The organism is Mycolicibacterium confluentis (genome assembly GCF_010729895.1).
Classification (GTDB): Bacteria; Actinomycetota; Actinomycetes; order Mycobacteriales; family Mycobacteriaceae; genus Mycobacterium; species Mycobacterium confluentis.
Map to the genome: position 1 here is coordinate 3532840 of NZ_AP022612.1, position 19386 is coordinate 3552225.

Sequence of the window (19386 nt, forward strand, 5' to 3'; positions counted from 1 at the left end):
TCAGGGGGCTGGGGTGAATGCGATGGGCAGTTCGATGGGCCCGGTGTTGCCCGAGTCGGGCAGCCAGGTCGCGCCGGGAAGTTCGCGCGGATCGCGCAGGCGCCGGGCCAGAAGTGGCAGCGCCTCGCTCATGTCCGAGCGCGCCACGAAGTGGCCCAGGCAGTGGTGGGCACCGCCACCGAAACCGAAGTGCGGCTTGCGTTCTGCAGTGATGTCGAAGCCGCCCTCGAACACCCGCGGATCGGTGCCCGCCGACTCGCTGTAGAGATGGACGGTGGTGCCGGACTTCAGCAGCAGACCCTCGTATTCGAAGTCCTCGATCACCTCACGGGTCACCCACCGCACGGTCGGGTTGACCCGCATGACCTCTTCGACGGCCGCACCGCCGAGTTCGGGCCGCTCGGCGAGCAGTCGCCACTGGTCGGGGTTGGCCATGAAGCTCTGCATCGCCAGCCCGAGCTGGTTTCTGGTGGTGTCGAACCCGCCGAAGATCAGCAACACCATGGCATCGCGCAGCTCGGTGTCGGACAGTCGGCCATCCTCGGGACGCGACGCGTTGACCAGCGCGGTGACGAAGTCATCAGTCGGGTTCGCGCGGCGGTCGGCGATCAGGGCATCGCAGTATTCGTACAGCCGCTGCAGCGCCGCCTCGATCTTCGGCAGGTCCTCCTTGATCGTCACCCCGAGGGCCAGGCCGATGGTGGTCGACTCTGTGGAGATGACCTTCCACTCCTCTTCGGGAAGGCCCAGCATGATCGCGATGACGCGCGCGGCGTACGGTTCGGCGAACTCGCCGACGAATTCGCAGCGGTCCGGTTCGGCGAAGTTGTCGATCAGTTCGCTGGCCAGCGCCTGGAACCGGGGCACCAGATCACCGATGAGCTTCGGGGAGAACGCCGGGTTCATCAGGCGGCGCAGGCGATGGTGCTCCTCGCCCTCCTTGTTGAGGATCCAGCTGCGGAACCACTCGGCGAACGGCCCCTCGGTGACACCGTTGTGCGCGGGCCACGCGATGCTGCCCTGGCGCAGGTTTCTGTGCTTGAGCAGCTTGTTCACCTGCTCGTAGCGCAGCACGGCGATGCCGTACGGGGTTGTTGCGTACCAGTTGCGCTCCCGGGCCTCGTGCACCTCAGGCGACGTGATGGAGAACGCGGGATCGGTGACATCGAACACAGGAACGGGGTGAAGTGTCACAGGCGACATTCGGGCTACCTCCGTGAGCTATGACCTAAATCTAGATAAATCCTCTAGAACTAGAGCCTTCGTGTCAACAGCTGGAGGCACCGCGTAACACAACGTTTTCACTCGCCGGTCAGCGCGAGTTCGCTGAATCAGCCTCCGGCCAGGCGATCGCGAGCACCCAACCAGTGCCCAGCGGCATCTCTGCGACCTCGCGAAACGCGGTCGGGTCGGTTGCCGGACCCTCCTCCGGCATTCCGGCCAATCGCGAGCCCACCAACCACCGCGGGGTGTTGGCCGCGATCACGCGACGCTCGGTGCTGACCACGACGGCGTCTTCACCCGCACCGCGCAGCACCTCGAGCAGACGGTGTTCGACGTCGCCGACGACCAGATCGGCACCGACGATCCCGAGGAACTCCTCGCCCGCGAGGACGGGGATCGTGACGGTGATCGTGTACATATCCGATCCCGCGTAGTCGACGTATGGCCCGTAGGCGACACGCGACTGACCGTTTTGGGCCAGTTGATACCAGTCCATCTGCAGGTAGTCGTAGACGTCGATGCTGTTGGGGTCGAAGTTCAGCCGCAACCGCGAGATCCGCCCGTTGCTCCGCTGCCACCAGGGCAGACAGCGTTCCAAACCGTCGACGAGCCCGGGCGCGGCAGCAAATCCCATGCCCCACACGCCAGGTTCTTCGTTGAGCAGATCGGTGATGATGCGCTGCAGTCCGCCGAAGTGGGTCTCCGTCAGCGTGGCCCGCGGAGGCCGGCAGCGCACCACTTCGTCAGCCATGCGGCCGAGGTGACTGTAGATGAGCTCCAAGGTCTGCGAAGCCTTCTCGGCCAGTTCAGAGGCCAGCACGTTGGACGTCATGGGTCGGCTCCCGCGGTCGACAGATCCAGATGGACGACGGTCAGCCGGGCGAGTTGACCCATGACGTGATCTTCTGCCAGGCGGCGCGCTTCGTCCGGCTTTTCGGCCGAAACCGCCGCGGCGATCGCGTGTTTCTCCTCCACGTAGGCGGCGATGTCGAGCGCGGGACCGACCGGAAGCCACACCAGCCCGGACACCTCGGCCTGAAGGTTGGCCTCCCGGCGCGCGAGGCGGGCCGACTGCGAGGCGACGGCGACCTCGATGTGGAACCGACTGTCGGCGCGGATGCGGTCCCCCAACGTCGTCGCCGTACCCAGTTGGTCGGTCAGCACGAACAGGCGTCGGACCACGTAGGGCGCCGCGCGTTCGGCGGCCAACCGCGCGGCCTGACCGGCGATCGCGGTGTGCTCGTCGAAGAGGTCACGCAGGTCGGAGGCGCTCATCGCGGCAAGGCGGGCAGCCAACTGCTCCACCGGCGGCCCGGCGGGTCGGCGCACGAAGGACCCGCCGCTGCGCCCGCGCCGGGTCACGACAAGTCCCTCTTCGCGCAGCGTCGCGAGTGCCTCGCGCACGGTCATCGGCGCCACCCCGAACTGGGCCGCCAGGTCGATCTCGACAGGAAGGCGCTCGTTGTCGTCGAGCAGGCCGAGGTGGATGGCCTCGGTGATGCGCTGCACGATCTCGTCGGCCCGACCGACCGGAGCGTCGGGTGCCACCAACGGGGTCAGAGACGACACCAGCCGTTTCTCCCCTCAGTCCGGCCGAAAGCGGTACGGATCGGGAATCTACCCGACTTTCAACGAATTCTGCCGTTCCTATTGCCGCTTAAACAATAGGACTGTAGTTTTTCGCTCACTCGGACCCCCGTTCTGCAGAAAGCAGCCCCATGACCACTTCCAAGTCCGGCACAGCCCCTGAAGACGAGGGCTACTACGGATTTCACGACCAGGACGATGCGGCGCATTTACACGCCCTGGGCTACAAGTCAGAGTTCAAGCGTGAAATGAGCCCGTGGGCGAACTTCTCGCTGGGCTTCACCTACCTCTCGCCCGTCGTCGGCATCTACACGCTGTTCGCGTTCGCCCTGGCGACCGGCGGTCCGCCGATGATCTGGAGCCTTGTGATCGTCGGCATAGGCCAGCTTCTGGTCGCGCTGATCTTCAGTGAGGTCGTCGCGCAGTTCCCCGTCGCCGGCGGTGTCTACCCCTGGGCGCGCCGACTGTGGGGGCGCCGATACGCCTGGATGACCGGATGGGTCTACCTGGTGGCGATTCTGGTGACCATCGCCTCGGTGTCCTACGGTTCCGGTCCGTTCATCGCGGCCACCTTCGGCATCGACAGCACGGTGAACAACACCATCGCCTTCGCGTTGGCACTCCTCGCACTGGCCACCGTCATCAACTTCATGGGCACGAAAGTCCTTGCCAAGGCGGCGATCATCGGCTTCACCGCAGAGATCATCGGCGCACTGGTGGTGGGCATCTGGCTGCTGGTCGCGCACCGCGAGCACAATCTCGGTGTCCTGTTCGACAGCTTCGGCGCGGGCGGTGACGGCAGCTACATGTGGGCGTTCGCCGCGGCGGCGCTGATCGGTGTCTACCAGTACTACGGGTTCGAGGCCTGCGGCGACGTCGCCGAAGAGGTCCAGGATCCGGGTCGTCTGATCCCCAAGGCCATGCGTCGCACCATCTACATCGGCGGTGCCGCAGCGACTTTCGTCTGCCTGGCCCTGGTTCTCGCGGTCGCCGACATCCCCGCCGTCATCGCCGGCGAGGACACCGATCCGGTGAGCACCGTCCTGACCGAGGCCTTCGGCCCGATCGGCTCGAAGGTCATCCTGGTGATCGTCCTGATCTCGTTCCTGTCCTGCGCCATGAGCCTGCAGGCCGCGGCGAGCCGACTGGCCTACTCGTACGGGCGTGACGGCATGATCATGGGCAGCAGCCTGCTCAAGAAGTTCTCGGCGACACGGCATGTGCCGCCGTACGCGCTGGTCGTGGCGGCCATCGTCCCGGCGCTGATCATCATCGGATCAAAGATCTCCACCGACGCGATCACCAAGATCATCAGCTTCGCCGCGTTCGGCATCTATCTCGGATTCCAGATGGTGGTGCTGGCCGCACTGCGCGCCCGACTCAAGGGCTGGGTCCCCAGCGGCAAGTACAGCCTGGGCAGGTGGGGACTGCCGGTCAACATCGCGGCGCTGATCTACGGCATCATCGCGATGATCAACATGGCGTGGCCGCGCACGCCCGACGCCCCGTGGTTCGACAACTGGATCGTCGCGTTGTCGGCGGCTGTGGTCGTCGGAATCGGGTTGATCTACATGACGGTCCATCCGCTGCACGACAGCAGCTCCGGTCCGTACGCGGACGCGATTCCGCAGAAGTAGCGGTGACGAACTTGGCCCCCGGTGACGTGTCCCGGGGGCCATTTTCGTTGGAGTGGCCTACGGCGCTGGCGGGCCGTAGATGAGGTCGGTGGGGACGCCGTTGTGGAACTGGCCCCACAGATCGCCGAGATATCCGCCCTGGTCGAAGGTGCTCAGCGTGCCGTCCTGGTTCACGATGGGCGGAATGTAGGGGGCCTGTCCGGGCGCCGGAAACGCGTCCCCGGTTGCGGGCGCATCCGGAGCGGCCGGCAGTGGCGCAGATTTCGGAAAGGGCGCAGGCACCTGGTCGGGGCACGACAGCACGGGCTGTGGCGACATTGCCATGGTCTCCGGAAGACACGGCGACTCTGCGGTGGCCAGCGGCGTCACCATGACGCCCACACCGAGGCATCCCACCCCGGCGATGCTGGTCACGGCGATTCTGACCGAATTCTTCATGAACTCAGATTAGTGGGTTTGGCGGCGTCGTTCAGCGGGCATTCCTCAGCAAGTTCACGGGTTACGTGAGGTCCTCCGCTCAGCCGCAGGTGGCACGCTGGTTTCTAGTCCAGCCGTTTCGGTGAACACTGCAGGAGGCCGTCATGGCAGAAGAACTCGCGACCGTCGTCGTCGACCTGAGACCTCGCCTGTCTCGGAGGTCGGCGGAGAAGCATTCGCGCGAGTTCGTCGAGGCCATGCGCAGGCATCCCTCGTTCCAGGCCGACACCATTGATCTGCTCGACCGCCGAGCCTGCGTCGTCACTCCCCTTCGCCTGCGCTAGTCCACCGCTGGTCCACGATGTCAGACCCCGGCAGCACAATGTCGGACCATGTATGACTCCGCGCCCTACATCGATCCCACTCCGCGCGTACCCGGCTATCACGACGCCTCCTGCGTGGTGGTGTGGCGCCCCGCAGGGGACGCGGCCGCACAGCGACGCATCGTCGGCGACTTCCTCGACGGTGACTCCCCCGACGGTGCCGTCACCCTCGGGTGCGGCATCGAGGAGGCCCTGAGCAGACTCGAGATCGACCTCGACTACGACCATCTGCTGACAGTCTGCGATCTGGTCAACCGCCAACTGGCCCAGCGGCCGTGGGCCGAGGTGAAGTGTCCGCAGGGCAGCGCGCGGATCTCGCTGGTGCCACGCTGATCAGGGGCTCGGCTCGTCGAGGACGGCCAGTGCTTCCGCGGTGAGCTCGTCACGAATTCCGCTGCGCGCGTGGGCGAACGGGACGAACGCCCGGAGCAGATCGGGCAGGTCCAACAGGCACTGCGTCGAGACACCGCTGTCGGTGTCGGTCGGCCGGTTCAGCACCTCTTCGATACGGCCGGCGCTCCACCGCAGCGGATCCCCCGTCCCGGTGTCGAAGGCGATGTCCTCCAACAACTCACGGTGATCCTGGTCCGCGAACTTCGTGGCGTGACCTGAGAAGAACTCGTCGAACAGTTCCGCAGCCTGCCCGCCGCTCAGGCGCGGTGGCTGATACCGCTGTCCGCCTTCGGGCATGTGATGCAGCAGCCACCGCAGCAGCGGACGACAGGCCGGCCAGGTGTCGGATCGTTTGAGCACCATGATCTTTTCGGCCTGCTCGATGCCGTACTCCACCCACGCCCTGGCGTCGGCGGGGTCCATCTCGACGAACGTCGTGTCGGGATCGGTGTTGTGTTCCTGTGCGACGGCGACCATCTCGTCGATCGACACCGGCAGGATGAACGCGTCGCTCACCTGCGAACTCCATGTGTGGTCGACGTGGACCGCACAGGTCAGTTCCGCGCCGTCGGCCAGACGTGCCCCAATCACCACCTCATCGCCCTCGCCCAGCACATGCGTCATGCGCGTGACCCGACGGATCTCCACCTCCGGCAGACGGGTCACCCACTCCGGTGGAGCGTCCTCACGCGCGGCCAACTCTTCGCGGCACCGGGTCGCCAGAGCAGCGTCGTCGAGAAGTTCGACCAGCACCCCGAGCAGGGCCGTGGTCTCGGGGATCTGCACGCCGATGAAACCCGTGATCAGGTCGTCGATGTTCACCGATTCGGGTGCGTCGGGGTTCGCGAACGCCAACGGGTCCTGCGTTGTCGCCTCGAGCAGCACGCCGACGAGCGCGAGAAGGTCCAGAGGGTGATCTGTGGCCAGGGCGTGGCGCACCTCGTCGATCAGAGGCGTCTCCTCGGGGACCTCCTCGAAGGCCTCCTCCTGCTGCGCCCGGATGCGCCGCGCGTCGCGTCGCGCCTGCTTGGCCCTGCGGCGCCTGCGCGCGTCGTCACTCATGGCCGGACCCTACCGCGCGAATCAGAGGAGTCTCACCACCATGAGGTGGCCTCGGCCAGTTGCCGGCCCAGTTCGTCGACCAGGGTGCGCACATACGTCGCGGAGAGATGGTGTGCGTCGTGGTAGACCAGCACATTGCCCTCCACCGCGCGGCACGTGTCGGGCCGGCACACCGCGTCACTGAGGTCCAGTGGCGCCATCGTCGGATAGTTCGGCAGGTGCCTCAGCGTGGGATTCCGGTCGGACAGGGCTTCGCGACGAGTCAGCCCGCAGGTCTCGGCGTCACCACCGGCGGACAGACAGTCGACGGGTGAGAAGAACATGCCGTCCCGCACCATCCACGGGGTGTCCCGCATCCCCAGGATTGGAATACCGTTGTCCGACAACTGATCCCAGATGCCCAGGTAGTAGTCGGGCACGTAGTCACCGGGTCCGTTGAGGATCGGACGCGTGGTGGTGAAGAACACGTAGTCGGGCCGGTCGGCGATGATGCGCGCCAACGCGTTGTCCGACCACGTGCGGCAGGCGGGGTAGGGCTTGAACGCGCCCGCAAGCACCGGCACCTCCTTGGTGGTCAACGGACACCCCATCTTCAGATAGGTAGCCACCTTGAATCCGTGCTGACGGCCGAGCAGATGCAGTGCGGTGAGCCAGTGCTCGGAATGCGATCCTCCGGCCAGCGCGATGGTCCGCTCGGCCTTCGGGTCGCCGTACACGCACGTGACGACGTCCTCGCCGGCGAAGTCGGCCAGGCACTCGTCAACCGTCGCGGGCGGCACATCGTCGGACGCCTCCAGCGCGGTGGGACGCATCGGCAGCTTCGGGACCTTCCGGTCCTCGACCAGCGCAAGCGCCCCCGGATAGTCGCGGAGCGGCAGCGTGCTCAACTCGGCGCCGGTGGCCCTGGCTGCGGCGACGTGACCGCGCCACGCGAACGACGACAGGGTGAGCATCACGATCAACACCGCGATCGTCGGCACGGCCAGCGCACGCCGGAGGCCGGGGTGATGCGGCACCCGCCACGGAGTCTCGATCAATCGCCACATCAGAGCGGCAGCGATGACCGCGGCCAGAACCACCAGGCCACCGTCGACAGGTCCGACGGCGTCGTCGTTGATATGCGCGAGCCAGAAGATCAACAGGGGCCAGTGCCACAGGTACAGCCCGTAGGCGAGCGTGCCCGCCACCACCAGCGGAGGCGCGGCCAGCATCCGGTGCGCGGGCGTTTCTCCCTGCGCTCCGCTGAGGATGACCAACAGCGTCGCCACCACCGGGACCAGGGCCCACACGCCCGGGAACTCCAGGGAGCCCTCGATCAACGGCCCGCACGCCAGAATCGCCGCGAGGCCGACGACCGCCGACACCGTCCGAAGCCAGGTCGGCCAGTGCACGCGCGCGACGATCGCCGCGGCCAGCACGCCCGCCAGCAGTTCCCAGGCCCGGGACACGCTGCTGTAGTAGGCCAGCAGTTGGTTGCTGGACTGCATCGTGACGGCGTAGGCGAACGAGGCCGCCATCGCCACCGCGGCCAAGGCGACGAACACAGTGCGACGCGCCCGGCCCGCGCGGGTCAGCATCGTGACCAGAGCTGCCAGCACGAGAAGGAACACGAAGAATTGGCCGAGCACCGAGACCACCCACAGATGCTGCAGGGGGGTCACCGCCTCGCTGGCCTGCAGAAGGTCCGCCGCGGAGTTGACCAGCTGAAAGTTCTGATAGAAGCCGAGGCTGGCCAGCGTCTGATCGGCGAAGGTCTCCCAGCGGGTCTGGGGCTGCACGACGACGGTCAGCGCGGTGCAGATCGTGAGCACCACCACCAGCGGCGGCAGCAGTCGGCGGGCCAGCCACGACAGTTCGGCCCGCAAGCCCGGCGCATCGAGATGACGCAGCATGCGGGCACCGAACACGAACCCGACCACCACCAGCAGGACGTCGACGCCGCCGGAGACCCGTTCGGAGAAGATGTCGTAGCCGATCACCAGCGCGATGCCCAGCCCCATCAACCCGATCAGGTCGACCCGGAATCGGCGGCCGACGGGCGCGACGAGGATCGGGACGGGTTGGAGTGTCTGCACGTGAGGTTCCTGGGCCGGCGGCGGGGGCGCTGACGAGACAGTCCTGCGGACGCGTCAATCGCCGGACAGAGGATATCGGATTCTGCCGACCAACCCGATTCGGCGATCAGCGCTTGGCGACCGCACGGTGCGTCGCGCGGACCGCCATGTGAGCAGCATCGCCAGCGCCAGCAGGATTTCGGCGATGTCGCCCCAGTAGTACATCAGGGTGCCGGCAGCGCGCAGTTCGTGGGGCGATGCCGGCACGTGTACGTAGAGGCCCGCGTAGATCAGCTGCGACAGAATCGCGTGGCCAGCCACCGCCACCCCGAGCACGACGATGCGCGCTGGGACCGAGGGTCGGTGGGGGCCCGGGTCTGGGCCCGCGATCATCCACGCGAACAGGTAGCCGGCGACGAAGAAGTGCACGTGGATCAGCACGTGAAACGCCTCGTTCGTGGTGGTGACCTCGTAGAACGGTGTGAAGTACAAGGCCACCAGTCCGCCGAGGTTGGCAAGCAGCAGGACGATGGGATTCGTCAGTATCCGCGACGGACGCGAGCGCAACACCGCCACGATCGCTCTGCCGCGCGCAGGCGTGACCGATCGCAGAATCAGCGTGACCGGCGCGCTCATGACGAGCGCCAGCGGGGCGAACATCCCGATCAGAAGGTGTCCGAGCATATGGTTGCCGAAGTCGCCAGACCCCGACGGAGGCAACCCCAGGATCAGCAGGACCGAACCGGCGACACACGCCGTCATCCGCCACAGACTCCAACCCCGCGCCTCACGTCTGCGTTTTACCGCCAGAACGATGTAGATCGTCGCGATGCCCAGCACGCTTGCCACCGCAATGAAGAGGCCGATGGAGCCGGCGGGCTCAGACGAGTCGTGGGCGAGCAGGATCACCGCGGCGCGGGATCCCTGACAACACTGCGTTCACGAGGTACTGCACCGCGCTGCAGCATCCATCCCACCACCACCAGAAGGAGTCCAAACGCCAGGAACCCCAAGTCCCAAATCGTTTGGTGCTCGCCGGCGCGGACGTGGTGGATCGCAAGAATGTGATGGTCGATGACTCCCTCGACCAGATTGAACAGTCCCCAACCCACGAGCAGCCAGCCCCACAGCGCTCGCGAGGTCCAGACACTCCCGCGGGACCCGATGAGTCGGTGATACAGCAGAAAGAGTCCAGTGAGCACCGCCAACCATGTGACCGTGTGGAACAGCCCATCCCACACGGTGTTGATCTGCAGGCCGTGCACCGTATCGGCGGGGAAGGCGCCGATGTCGATCCGTGCAGTGTCTGCGCTGGTGAGCATGTGATGCCACTGCAGAATCTGGTGGAGCAGGATGCCGTCGATGAAACCGCCGAGGCCAACACCCAAGACGATGCCGGGCAACATCAGCGACGGAGCACCTGCGCCGGTCGTGCCGGTTCGCTCAAGCTCCGCGTGGTCCATCGCACCTCCCGGATGTGAACCTCACACGGGACTACTACCCCACTCGCGCGAACCTAACCACGCGTCCACGGCTCCCTCTGAGTCACGCCTGATCGCGCGCGTGGGCTCGCAGCACGTTCTTCTGGATCTTGCCGGTCGAGGTCTTCGGCAACTCGGCGAACACCATGGTGCGGGGAACCTTGAACCCGGCCAGACGCTCACGCAGGAAGCCCTTCAGTTCCTCAACGGTGACGGTGGATCCGTCGCGCGGTGTGATGTAGGCGACCGGCACCTCGCCCCACTTCTCGTCGGCCACGCCGATCACCGCGGATTCCACCACTTCGGGGTGGCTGTCGATCGCCTTCTCCACCTCGACGGAGGCGATGTTCTCGCCACCGGAGATGATCACGTCCTTCGCTCGGTCCCGGATCTCCACGTAGCCGTCGGCGTGCATCACACCGAGGTCTCCGGTCAGGAGGTGCCTGTCGATGGTGACGGCGGCGGTCGCCTCGTCATCGTTGTAGTAGCCGAGCATGACGTCGTTGCCGCGCACCGCGATCTCGCCGATGGTCTCGCCGTCGGGGGGCACGTCCACGCCGGAGAGGTCCACGACCCGCAGCGGGCAGGCGATGATGTTGGCGATGCCCTGCCGGGCGCGCAGTCTCGCGACCTCGTCCGGCGGCAACTCGTCCCACTCGGGCTGCCACACGTTCACCGCGACCGGCCCGTAGGTCTCGGTCAGCCCGTACAGGTGGGTGACGTCGAATCCGAGTGGGGTGAGCCGGCTCAGCAGCGCGGGCGACGGAGGCGCACCGCCGGTGTCGACGTGGACCCGTTCGGCCAGCGGTTGGGCCGCCGGGTCCTCGGCGATCATGGTCAGAACCGTCGGCGCTGCGCTGAAATGCGTGACACCGCCGGCGCGCAGCAGTCGCCAGATCTCGGCCGAGTCGATCCTGCGAAGGCACACGTGTGTGCCACCCGCCGCGCCGACCGCCCAGGTGAAACACCATCCGTTGCAATGGAACATCGGCAGGGTCCACAGATAACCCGTCGAGGGGGCGAGGCGGGCGTGATAGGCCATCGCGACGGCCTGCAGGTAGGCCCCGCGGTGGTGGTACATCACGCCTTTGGGACGCCCCGTGGTGCCTGAGGTGTAGTTGATCGCGAGCAGGTCGCGTTCGTCGACGGTGACGTGGCCGTCCGGCGAAGCCTCGGCGGGCAGCCACGCCTCATACTCGTCACGTCCCTCGATCACCACCTCGACACCGCCCCGCGATCCAAGCTCCTCTGCCTGGCGCCGGAATTCACTGGTGGCGACCAGAATTCGAGCGCCCGAGTGGCCGACGATGTACTCCATCTCCGGAATCGACAGTCGGGTGTTGATCGGGACGAGGACGGCGCCGCGCGCGGGAACCGCCTGGTGCAGTTCGAGCATGACGTGGCTGTTGGTGCACAGTGCGGCCACCCTGTCCCCGCGTTGTACACCGGAGGCGGCCAGTGCCGAGGTGAGCCTGCGGCACCGGTCCGCGAACTCGGCGTAGGTCAGTCTCACCCCGCCGTCGACGACGGCGAGGCGGTCCGCGAATGCCTGGGCGGACCGCTGCAGCAGGCTGCTCGGTGTCAGCGGTGCGAAGGTGAAGTCAGCCATGTCGAGTCCCGCCTCTTTCAGTGCCGGCCGGTGTGTGGGCCGCACTGAGGACCATCTTGCCCCCACGGCGGGGTCGTCACGCCGTTTGCTTCCAAGTTGCGAACAGGGGCCGGGCGCTTCTGCGCCCGGCCCCTGGTGATGATCGAGAACTACACCTGGTGGATCACTGCCGCCCGATCCGGGCGTAGATGTCGGGGCGCTTGTTCTTGAGCACCTGGGCGACGACCACACCGATGAGGAAGACGACGTAGATGCAGCCCATGACGACGTAGGCGAAGCCGTCGGAGGACCCGAGCAGCAGCGCGAAGTTCGTCGTCGTCAGGTACAGCGCCGCGAGCAGACCCACGATCGCCAGGCCCGGCGCGATCGTCGTGTGCCACACGGTCAGCCCCGGAATCTTCTGGCGTCGCAGCCACAGCGGGACCGCGAAGCTCGTGATGACGAGCAGCAGGATGAACGCGTACCCGAACACGCCGGACAGCTGGGCATAGAGGATGTTCGGATCGATATCGATGAACACGAACGGCGCCAGACCCAGCAGAGCTGCGAGGGAGACGGCCACCGATGCCTGGTGCGGCGAACCGTGGTCACCGTGCACCGACGCCAACCGCTTGGGCAGGATGCGGTCGACACTGAGGTTGTACGCGTAGCGCGCAGTGATGTTGTGGCTGGCCAGGATTGCCGCGAACACACCGCTGACCACCAGCACCGACACCAGAAGCTGGGCCCAGTTGCCGACGAACTGGCCGACGGTCACCGGAACGACACCGGCCGGATCGGCCGCGGCGGCTTCCACCGCCTTGGACGCGCCGAGGGCCTGAACGATCACCCAGGCGGCCAGGCCGTAGAGCGCTGTGACGGTGAAGATGAAGATGGTCGAGGCGAGCGGAATGGTGCGATCGGGATCCTTGACCTCTTCGCGGTAGATCGCGGTGGCCTCGAAGCCGCCGAAGTTCATGATCGCGAACAGCAGGGCCAAACCAATTGAGCCGGACAGGAAGTTGCTCGGCTCGAAGGAGGCCATCGACAGCCCCTCGGCGCCCCCCTGGAAGGTGACAGCCGCCGCGTACACCAGGGTCACCAGGATCTCGGTGGCCAACACCCAGGACAGGACACGCGCCGACAGTTCGACCTTGAGGTAGCCCAGCACACCGGTGATGACCATCAGGATCGCAACCCAGAACCACCACGGGATGTCGGGGCCGTTGAGGGTGTCGTGCACCAGGGAGTTCATCAACACGCCGTTGAACGCGTAGACGCCCAGCAGGATGAAGTAGTAGCAGATCAGCGCGACGAATGAGGCGCCGAGGCCGGGCAGCTTGCCCAGACCCGCCGTGATGAAGGCGTAGAAGCCACCGGGATTGGGAAGATGTCCGGCCATCTTGATGAACCCGACTGAGAACAGCCAGATCAGCACGCCGGTGGCGATGTAGGCCACCGGTGCGCCGAGGCCGTTGCCCATGCCGATGACGACCGTGATGTAACCGACCACGATGGTCAGCGGCCCGTTGAACGCCAACACGGTGAACAGGAGGCCGAACAGGCCCATTGATCTCCGAAGTGCGGGCTGTTCAGCGACTTCGCCCTCTGGCGCCAATCCAGGCGTGTTGTTCAACTCTTGCGTCACGTTCCTTCTCCGATTGATCTGACCCCACAACGACGATCCATAGTCGGTTGACATGATCATCTGACCAACTAGTGATGCGGATCATGGAACAACGGCGTCGGGTGCGCGTCAAGCCGAAACGCGAAATTGGCTGTTTTGGGATGCGGCGAAGGGGTGCGCGGTCAGCCCTGGGGCGGGGTCTCGGTCCGGTACACCCCGGCCTCAACTGCCGCGACCAATGCGGCCGCCGCCAGGTCCATGTTCGCGGCCAACCGGCTCTCGCCCGCGAATTGGACCTGCAGTGAGAAGCCGTCCGTGATCGCCAGGATGGCACGACTCAGCGCTTCGACATCGATATGACGATCGACGTCATCGTCGGTACCGGCGCATGCCAGTGTCAGGTACCCGGCCAAGCGCGAGATCCACAGGGCATAAACACCTTTTGAGGCTCGGTGCCGCTCTGGCGACCGCATGGCCCACGCATAGAACTCGAACTCGCCGATCTGCGCCTCGTCGCTCTCCGCGACGAACTCCGAGAACGACCGGAGAATCTCCTGGACGGCTTTGAGGACTCCCATGCCGGCGACGACATTGCGGCCGACATACGCTGTGCCGCCCTCGCCGAAAGTCTGCGACACCGCGACGAACAGATCCTCTTTGTTCCGGAAGCAGTAGTGCAGGCTCGCCAGCGGTGCGTCCGCCTCCTGCGCTATCCGGCGGGTCGTCGCTTTGGCCAGTCCCTCTTCACGGATCACCTTCGCGGCGGCGTCGATGAACTGCCGGCGCCGCTCATCCGAGGGCACATACGCCATTCATTCCACCTTCCGCGATCGGGCATATAAGGCCTGCGCACATCGGATATTACTCGGCCGTCGCCGACGTGCCGGGTCGGCGACGGCGGCCGCGGCCCCCCGATTGGGTCAATTGACCATCTTCTGCGCATGGGATCAGCGATCCAGACGCGTGCGCGCGACCTCGGCGGCACCGTTGCCGGTCAGCAGCCACAGCGTGGTGAGACTCTCGATGAGTTCGTCGACAGAGACCTCAGCCCGACCGTCGATGAAGGCCAGGATCGCGTCCGCGGTGCCACCGACAAGGAATGCCGGCGCAATCTGGGCCAGCGGATCCTTCTCCAGCGCAACGCCGTGCACCATACGCGCCTGGGAGACCAGCGCCCGAGTCAGACCGCGCATGACACCGGCTCGATGCTGTTGCAGGGTAACCGAACTCGGCACTCCCCCGAATATCACACGGCCGCGCCGGCCTGCTGTTCCAGCGCCGCGGTGGCGGTCCCGGCCACGGCAGTCAGTGCCGCGGTCCGCACCTCGTCGGCGATGTCGTCGACGACCGCGGCCGCGACGTCGTCGAGGTTCGTGAAGTTCTCGTAGAAGTAGCGCTTGTTCAGACCCGCGGCGGCGCACAGCTTGTCCACGGTGACGGCACGCCACTGGTTGCCCGCCATCGCGTCGAGGGCCGCGTCCAGGAGGCTGGGACACCGGGCCAACTCCGGCCGACGGCCTCCCCGTCAGGTTGGGCCGGTTGACCTGAGGTCCGCAGACGCCGATACTTTGGGCTGATTACTCCGCAAATGCGGTCCGACTGGCCTGGAGGAAGCGCATGTCCGCGATACGGATCAAGGATGCTGCCGCAGTCCTGGGGGTCAGTGACGACACCGTGCGCCGGTGGATCGACAGCGGGACCCTGCCGTCATTCAAAGACGAATCCGGGCGGAAGGTGATCGCCGGTGAGGTGCTCGCCGAGTTCGCCCGCGAACATGCGACACCGCCGCCGGACCCCACCGGCGTCGGGAGTTCGGCACGCAACCGCCTCGTCGGCCTGGTCACCAAGGTCACTTCCGATCAGGTGATGAGTGAAGTGCAGATGCAGTGCGGGCCGTTCACCATGGTCTCGCTCATGAGCACCGAATCCGTCCGGCAACTCGGCCTGCAACCCGGCGTCCTGGCGGTGGCCGTTGTCAAGGCCACCAACGTGGTCGTCGAAACCGGACGGCCATGAAGTCGATCGTCGCCCTCGTGGCGCTGAGCCTCGCGATGCTTGTCGCGGGATGCTCTTCCTCACAGCAGGATTCGTCGTCGATCACGGTGTTCGCGGCCGCGTCGCTCAAGTCCACCTTCACTGAACTCGGCAGCAGGTTCGAGAAGGACAATCCGGGCACGGCGGTAATCTTCAACTTCGCCGGCTCCTCGGATCTCGTCACCCAACTCACGCAGGGCGCACCTGCCGACGTCTTCGCCTCCGCAGACACCAAGAACATGACCAGGGCCGCCGAACTCGTGGACGGCGAACCCGTGGACTTCGCGACCAACACGCTGACCATCGTCACCGCACCCGGAAACCCGAAGGGCATCAAGGATTTCAGCGACCTGTCCAAGCCCGGCACCCACGTCGTGGTGTGCGCACCTCAGGTGCCGTGCGGATCGGCCACCGAGAAGGCCGAGGAGGCCACGGGAGTCACCCTCACCCCGGTCAGTGAGGAGTCGGCGGTCACCGACGTGCTGGGCAAGGTCACCTCGGGCCAGGCCGACGCCGGACTGGTGTACGTCACCGACGCCGCAGCTGCCGGGGGCAAGGTCACCGCCATCGCCTTCCCCGAGTCCGCCGACGCGGTGAACACCTACCCCATCGCCGTCCTGAGGGATTCGACGAATCCCGAGGCGGCGAGGAGGTTCGTCGACCTCGTGACGGGGCCTGCCGGTCGGGAAGTGCTGGCAGCAGCGGGTTTCGCGGCACCATGACGAGTGCGCGCCGACCCATCCAGGTGGGGATGCCCGCCTGGGTCTACGGGCCTGCCCTGCTCGGCGCACTGTTTGTCATCGTGCCGCTGATCGCGATCCTGCTGAGAATCGACTGGGCCCACTTCATTCCACTCGTCACCTCCGAATCTTCGCGGGCTGCACTGGTTCTCAGTCTCAAGACCGCAGCCGCGAGCACGGTGGTGTGCGTCCTGTTGGGCGTCCCGATGGCACTTGTACTGGCACGCGGTCAATTTCGGGGACTGCCCGTCCTGCGCGCACTGGTCCTGCTACCGCTGGTGCTGCCGCCCGTCGTCGGCGGCATCGCCCTGCTCTACACCTTCGGGCGCCAGGGCCTGATCGGTCAGGAACTGGACCTGCTGGGCATCCGAATCGCGTTCTCCACCACTGCAGTCGTGCTCGCGCAGTCTTTCGTCTCGCTGCCCTTTCTGGTGCTCAGCCTCGAGGGTGCCCTGCGTTCGGCTGGAACCGGTTACGAGCACATCGCGGCAACCCTCGGCGCCCGCCCGACGACCGTGCTGCGGACCGTCACGCTGCCGTTGGTGCTTCCCGGTCTGCTGTCGGGTGCGGTGCTGGCGTTCGCGCGCTCGCTCGGTGAATTCGGGGCGACGCTGACGTTCGCCGGGTCCCTGCAGGGTGTGACACGCACGCTGCCGCTGGAGATCTACCTGCAGCGCGAAACGGACGCCGACGCCGCGGTGGCGCTGTCCCTCGTGCTCATCGTGGTTGCGGCAGCGATCGTCATCCTCTCGGCCAGCAGGCGTTTGACGGGACCGCTGTGAGCAGCCTGCGGGTGCGGGCCCGACTCGCACAACGCGGTGTGGACCTCGACATGGCACTGGCCGACGGCGAGGTTCTCGCCGTACTGGGCCCCAACGGCGTCGGCAAGTCCACCCTGCTGATGTTGATCGCCGGACTGCTGTGTCCCGACGACGGCCGGATCGACCTCGGTGACACGGTGGTCACCGACACCGCCGCCGGGACGTTCGTGCCCCCACATGCGCGCGGGGTGGCCATGCTGTCCCAGCAGGCCATGCTGTTCCCGCACATGACCGCCCTGGCCAATGTCGCGTACGCACCGCGCTGCCGGGGCCAGTCCCGGCCACAGGCGAGAGCCACCGCACGACGCTGGCTCGACGCCGTCGGCGCCACAGACCTCGCCGACCGCAGGCCAGCCCAGTTGTCCGGCGGTCAGGCTCAGCGGGTGGCCGTCGCCCGCGCCCTGGCCGCCGAGCCCCAGGTGCTACTGCTGGATGAACCCATGGCGGCCCTTGACGTCACCGCCGCCCCAGCGTTGCGGCGACTGCTGCGTGAAGTGCTGCGCGAGGCGGGCCGCACCGCCATCATCGTCACCCACGACCTGCTCGACGCCCTGGCGATCGCCGACCAGGCCGTCGTGATCGACGACGGCCGCGTCGTGGAGAGCGGACCGGTGCGCGACGTCCTGGCCGCCCCGCGCAGCGAGTTCGCCGCACGGATCGCCGGCATCAACCTGATCCCGGGTCTCGTCTCCGAGCCGGGGGCGCTCCGAACCGATTGGGGTGAATCGATTTCCGGTGTCGGCGATGTCACGGTGGGCAGCGGCGCGGTCGCACTGTTTCGCCCCGCCGCCGTCGCCGTGCACCTGTCGCCCCCGCAGGGCAGCCCTCGCAATGTCCTTCCGGTGACCATCGCCGAACTCGACATCCACGGCGGAGGAGTGCGGATCCGCGGTGCCGAGCAGCCTGACGGCGGTGTCGGCCTGGCCGCGGACATCACCGCAGCGTCAGCGGCCGATCTGGACCTCGAACCCGGTCAGACCGTGTACTTCGCGGTCAAGGCACAGGAGGTGCAGCTGCATCCGGCATTGCCCGCGGGCACATAGCGTCAGCGCCGGAACAGCGGATTGCGTTTCGGCGTCGGCGGTTCGGCCCGGTCCGAGCAGGTGCACCAGTCCGAGGCGGGCACCGAACGCCGGACGTCCGCGACGTGTTGGCCGCAGCCGTCCCAGGTGGTCTTGCCGCATCGGTGACAGGTGGTGGGGTAGCACATAACGAATCCCAACTGGTGTGAATGTTCTGGTGTGAATGTTTACGCCGTGGCGGCTTCTCGGGCGGCGATCGTGGCGCGCACAGATTCCATGTCGAGCCCCTTCACCCGCGTGATGAGGTCCTCGAGCGCTGCGGGGTGCATCGCTCCGGGCTGGCTGTGGACCAGGACGCCGTCGCGGAAGGCCATCACGGTCGGAATCGATCGGATCTGCAGAGCCGAGGCGAGGTCGCGCTCATGCTCGGTGTTGACCTTGGCGTGCACGACGTCGGGATGCACGGTCGAGGAGCGTTCATAGACCGGACCGAAGGCCCGACATGGTCCGCACCATGACGCCCAGAAGTCGACGAGGACGACTGAGTTGTCGGCGATCGTGGACTCGAAATCGTCGTAGGTCAGGTTGATCGTGCTCATGGTGCGTTCCTCCGCTTCCCTCTCTTGGGGTCCCGGCCGGGTGATTGCCCGGCGCTGCAGGCCACAACAAATATACCCCCTAGGGTATTCCACTGGCCCGAGTCAGGCCAGGCCTCGACGGCGGGATGGACGCGCATCGTTGGCAGCAGGCCCTTGGCCGCGACGACTGAAGCGGTCTACCGTCAAACCAGGGACATGGAGGTTCTCATGATCGAAGAACTGCAGGACATGCCCGCCGGCGTCGTCGGCATCCGGGTGTCGGGCCGGGTCACCGCCGAGGACTTCCACCAGTTCAAACCCACCCTCGATCGGATGCTGGACGCTGATGAGATCCGCTTCGTCGAGGTGGTGGCCGCTGATTACGAAGGCTTCGGCCAGGGCGGGCTGATCGCCGACGTCAAACAGGGCTTCAGCACCATCAAGCACCTCCACGCGTTCAAACGCACCGCCGTGGTCACCGACAAGGAGTGGATCGGCCACGCCATGCACGCGCTGGCCTGGATGATCCCCGGCGAGGTGTCCCTGTTCGGCCTCGACGAGTTGGACGCCGCCAAGCAGTGGGCGGCGAGCTGAGGCGTTTCGCGCGTACTGCACTGTGACGCGGCGCACCTTTTCGGTATGAAATCGACTGAGCTGTACCCAATCTCACACCCACGTTTTTTGCGTTACACGGAATTAACATAGACACTTGTTGTGTTGCACACATCGGGTGATCCT

The 19386-nt window shown here is 66.3% G+C and carries 22 protein-coding genes; 8 read left to right on the top strand and 14 right to left on the bottom strand.

The window, feature by feature from the left end; all coding sequences use genetic code 11:
- From G6N34_RS16635 to G6N34_RS16645, 3 genes are all read right to left on the bottom strand, one after another.
- Window positions 1-1203 (bottom strand): cytochrome P450, encoded by a 1203-nt coding sequence (locus tag G6N34_RS16635; RefSeq protein ID WP_085148545.1) that lies wholly within the window; start codon window positions 1201-1203, stop codon window positions 1-3.
- Window positions 1204-1312: 109 nt separating this feature from the next.
- Window positions 1313-2056, bottom strand: a complete 744-nt coding sequence (locus G6N34_RS16640) for a PDC sensor domain-containing protein (RefSeq protein WP_085148548.1) — start codon at window positions 2054-2056, stop codon at window positions 1313-1315.
- Entirely contained in the window at window positions 2053-2793 is a 741-nt protein-coding gene (locus tag G6N34_RS16645; RefSeq protein ID WP_085148551.1) for a FadR/GntR family transcriptional regulator, read from the bottom strand. Before G6N34_RS16645 ends, G6N34_RS16640 begins: the two co-directional genes overlap by 4 nt.
- Window positions 2794-2942: 149 nt before the next feature.
- Here G6N34_RS16645 and G6N34_RS16650 point away from each other — a divergent pair, with 149 nt between their 5' ends.
- Window positions 2943-4448 carry an APC family permease gene (locus G6N34_RS16650; RefSeq protein ID WP_085148554.1) on the top strand — a complete coding sequence of 502 codons (1506 nt, stop codon included), beginning with the start codon at window positions 2943-2945 and terminating at the stop codon, window positions 4446-4448.
- A 57-nt stretch (window positions 4449-4505) separates the two neighbouring features.
- Here G6N34_RS16650 and G6N34_RS16655 read toward each other — a convergent pair whose 3' ends face one another.
- On the bottom strand, window positions 4506-4886 hold the full coding sequence (locus G6N34_RS16655) for a hypothetical protein (RefSeq protein ID WP_085148557.1): 381 nt from the start codon (window positions 4884-4886) through the stop codon (window positions 4506-4508).
- Window positions 4887-5029: 143 nt separating this feature from the next.
- Between G6N34_RS16655 and G6N34_RS16660 the strand changes: the two genes are divergently transcribed.
- Together G6N34_RS16660 and G6N34_RS16665 are read left to right on the top strand one after the other, a co-directional pair.
- Window positions 5030-5209: a hypothetical protein gene (locus tag G6N34_RS16660; RefSeq protein WP_085148559.1), complete on the top strand. Its 180-nt coding sequence runs from the start codon at window positions 5030-5032 to the stop codon at window positions 5207-5209.
- A gap of 48 nt (window positions 5210-5257) precedes the next feature.
- A complete protein-coding gene (locus tag G6N34_RS16665; RefSeq protein WP_085148561.1) occupies window positions 5258-5581 on the top strand; it encodes a hypothetical protein in 324 nt (107 codons plus the stop codon).
- On the opposite strand, the gene G6N34_RS16670 is transcribed toward G6N34_RS16665, so the two are convergent.
- From G6N34_RS16670 to G6N34_RS28075, 9 genes are all read right to left on the bottom strand, one after another.
- On the bottom strand, window positions 5582-6703 hold the full coding sequence (locus tag G6N34_RS16670; protein WP_179965771.1) for a hypothetical protein: 1122 nt from the start codon (window positions 6701-6703) through the stop codon (window positions 5582-5584).
- Between the two features lie 32 nt (window positions 6704-6735).
- Window positions 6736-8778 carry an acyltransferase family protein gene (locus G6N34_RS16675; protein WP_085148564.1) on the bottom strand — a complete coding sequence of 681 codons (2043 nt, stop codon included), beginning with the start codon at window positions 8776-8778 and terminating at the stop codon, window positions 6736-6738.
- Between the two features lie 54 nt (window positions 8779-8832).
- On the bottom strand, window positions 8833-9666 hold the full coding sequence (locus G6N34_RS16680) for a cytochrome c oxidase assembly protein (RefSeq protein WP_234812726.1): 834 nt from the start codon (window positions 9664-9666) through the stop codon (window positions 8833-8835).
- Window positions 9663-10220: a DUF2243 domain-containing protein gene (locus tag G6N34_RS16685; protein WP_085148567.1), complete on the bottom strand. Its 558-nt coding sequence runs from the start codon at window positions 10218-10220 to the stop codon at window positions 9663-9665. The genes G6N34_RS16680 and G6N34_RS16685 overlap by 4 nt, the downstream gene beginning before the upstream one ends.
- A gap of 82 nt (window positions 10221-10302) precedes the next feature.
- Window positions 10303-11847, bottom strand: coding sequence for an acyl--CoA ligase family protein (locus tag G6N34_RS16690; RefSeq protein WP_085148570.1), 1545 nt, complete (start codon window positions 11845-11847; stop codon window positions 10303-10305).
- Window positions 11848-12010: 163 nt separating this feature from the next.
- Window positions 12011-13474 (bottom strand): APC family permease, encoded by a 1464-nt coding sequence (locus G6N34_RS16695; protein ID WP_197746686.1) that lies wholly within the window; start codon window positions 13472-13474, stop codon window positions 12011-12013.
- A gap of 161 nt (window positions 13475-13635) precedes the next feature.
- A complete protein-coding gene (locus G6N34_RS16700) occupies window positions 13636-14265 on the bottom strand; it encodes a TetR/AcrR family transcriptional regulator (protein WP_085148573.1) in 630 nt (209 codons plus the stop codon).
- A 135-nt stretch (window positions 14266-14400) separates the two neighbouring features.
- Entirely contained in the window at window positions 14401-14646 is a 246-nt protein-coding gene (locus G6N34_RS28070) for a transcriptional regulator (protein ID WP_109788280.1), read from the bottom strand.
- Between the two features lie 53 nt (window positions 14647-14699).
- On the bottom strand, window positions 14700-14915 hold the full coding sequence (locus G6N34_RS28075; protein ID WP_109788281.1) for a hypothetical protein: 216 nt from the start codon (window positions 14913-14915) through the stop codon (window positions 14700-14702).
- Window positions 14916-15070: 155 nt separating this feature from the next.
- Between G6N34_RS28075 and G6N34_RS16715 the strand changes: the two genes are divergently transcribed.
- The 4 genes from G6N34_RS16715 to G6N34_RS16730 are packed head-to-tail and all read left to right on the top strand — an operon-like array spanning window position 15071 to window position 18091.
- Window positions 15071-15469 carry a TOBE domain-containing protein gene (locus G6N34_RS16715; protein WP_085148576.1) on the top strand — a complete coding sequence of 133 codons (399 nt, stop codon included), beginning with the start codon at window positions 15071-15073 and terminating at the stop codon, window positions 15467-15469.
- Window positions 15466-16209 (top strand): molybdate ABC transporter substrate-binding protein, encoded by a 744-nt coding sequence (gene modA / locus G6N34_RS16720; protein WP_085148579.1) that lies wholly within the window; start codon window positions 15466-15468, stop codon window positions 16207-16209. Before G6N34_RS16715 ends, modA begins: the two co-directional genes overlap by 4 nt.
- The gene (locus G6N34_RS16725) at window positions 16206-17009 is read left to right on the top strand and encodes an ABC transporter permease (RefSeq protein ID WP_085148582.1); all 804 of its coding nucleotides are present in this window, start codon (window positions 16206-16208) and stop codon (window positions 17007-17009) included. The genes modA and G6N34_RS16725 overlap by 4 nt, the downstream gene beginning before the upstream one ends.
- On the top strand, window positions 17006-18091 hold the full coding sequence (locus G6N34_RS16730; RefSeq protein WP_085148585.1) for a sulfate/molybdate ABC transporter ATP-binding protein: 1086 nt from the start codon (window positions 17006-17008) through the stop codon (window positions 18089-18091). Before G6N34_RS16725 ends, G6N34_RS16730 begins: the two co-directional genes overlap by 4 nt.
- A 206-nt stretch (window positions 18092-18297) precedes the next feature.
- On the opposite strand, the gene trxA is transcribed toward G6N34_RS16730, so the two are convergent.
- Complete coding sequence (gene trxA / locus G6N34_RS16735) at window positions 18298-18669, bottom strand: thioredoxin (protein WP_085148587.1); 372 nt, start codon at window positions 18667-18669, stop codon at window positions 18298-18300.
- Window positions 18670-18876: 207 nt separating this feature from the next.
- Between trxA and G6N34_RS16740 the strand changes: the two genes are divergently transcribed.
- Window positions 18877-19242 (top strand): SpoIIAA family protein, encoded by a 366-nt coding sequence (locus G6N34_RS16740; protein WP_179965772.1) that lies wholly within the window; start codon window positions 18877-18879, stop codon window positions 19240-19242.
- Window positions 19243-19386: the final 144 nt, after the last annotated feature.

Excerpts from the sequence above, each read along its gene's own strand:
- G6N34_RS16635 (WP_085148545.1), bottom strand. The coding sequence starts at position 1,203 with ATGTCGCCTGTGACACTTCACCCCGTTCCTGTGTTCGATGTCACCGAT.
- G6N34_RS16640 (WP_085148548.1), bottom strand. The coding sequence starts at position 2,056 with ATGACGTCCAACGTGCTGGCCTCTGAACTGGCCGAGAAGGCTTCGCAG.
- G6N34_RS16650 (WP_085148554.1), top strand. The coding sequence starts at position 2,943 with ATGACCACTTCCAAGTCCGGCACAGCCCCTGAAGACGAGGGCTACTAC.
- G6N34_RS16655 (WP_085148557.1), bottom strand. The coding sequence starts at position 4,886 with ATGAAGAATTCGGTCAGAATCGCCGTGACCAGCATCGCCGGGGTGGGA.
- G6N34_RS16660 (WP_085148559.1), top strand. The coding sequence starts at position 5,030 with ATGGCAGAAGAACTCGCGACCGTCGTCGTCGACCTGAGACCTCGCCTG.
- G6N34_RS16665 (WP_085148561.1), top strand. The coding sequence starts at position 5,258 with ATGTATGACTCCGCGCCCTACATCGATCCCACTCCGCGCGTACCCGGC.
- G6N34_RS16670 (WP_179965771.1), bottom strand. The coding sequence starts at position 6,703 with ATGAGTGACGACGCGCGCAGGCGCCGCAGGGCCAAGCAGGCGCGACGC.
- G6N34_RS16685 (WP_085148567.1), bottom strand. The coding sequence starts at position 10,220 with ATGGACCACGCGGAGCTTGAGCGAACCGGCACGACCGGCGCAGGTGCT.
- G6N34_RS16690 (WP_085148570.1), bottom strand. The coding sequence starts at position 11,847 with ATGGCTGACTTCACCTTCGCACCGCTGACACCGAGCAGCCTGCTGCAG.
- G6N34_RS16700 (WP_085148573.1), bottom strand. The coding sequence starts at position 14,265 with ATGGCGTATGTGCCCTCGGATGAGCGGCGCCGGCAGTTCATCGACGCC.
- G6N34_RS28070 (WP_109788280.1), bottom strand. The coding sequence starts at position 14,646 with ATGCGCGGTCTGACTCGGGCGCTGGTCTCCCAGGCGCGTATGGTGCAC.
- G6N34_RS28075 (WP_109788281.1), bottom strand. The coding sequence starts at position 14,915 with ATGGCGGGCAACCAGTGGCGTGCCGTCACCGTGGACAAGCTGTGCGCC.
- G6N34_RS16715 (WP_085148576.1), top strand. The coding sequence starts at position 15,071 with ATGTCCGCGATACGGATCAAGGATGCTGCCGCAGTCCTGGGGGTCAGT.
- modA (WP_085148579.1), top strand. The coding sequence starts at position 15,466 with ATGAAGTCGATCGTCGCCCTCGTGGCGCTGAGCCTCGCGATGCTTGTC.
- G6N34_RS16725 (WP_085148582.1), top strand. The coding sequence starts at position 16,206 with ATGACGAGTGCGCGCCGACCCATCCAGGTGGGGATGCCCGCCTGGGTC.
- trxA (WP_085148587.1), bottom strand. The coding sequence starts at position 18,669 with ATGAGCACGATCAACCTGACCTACGACGATTTCGAGTCCACGATCGCC.
- G6N34_RS16740 (WP_179965772.1), top strand. The coding sequence starts at position 18,877 with ATGATCGAAGAACTGCAGGACATGCCCGCCGGCGTCGTCGGCATCCGG.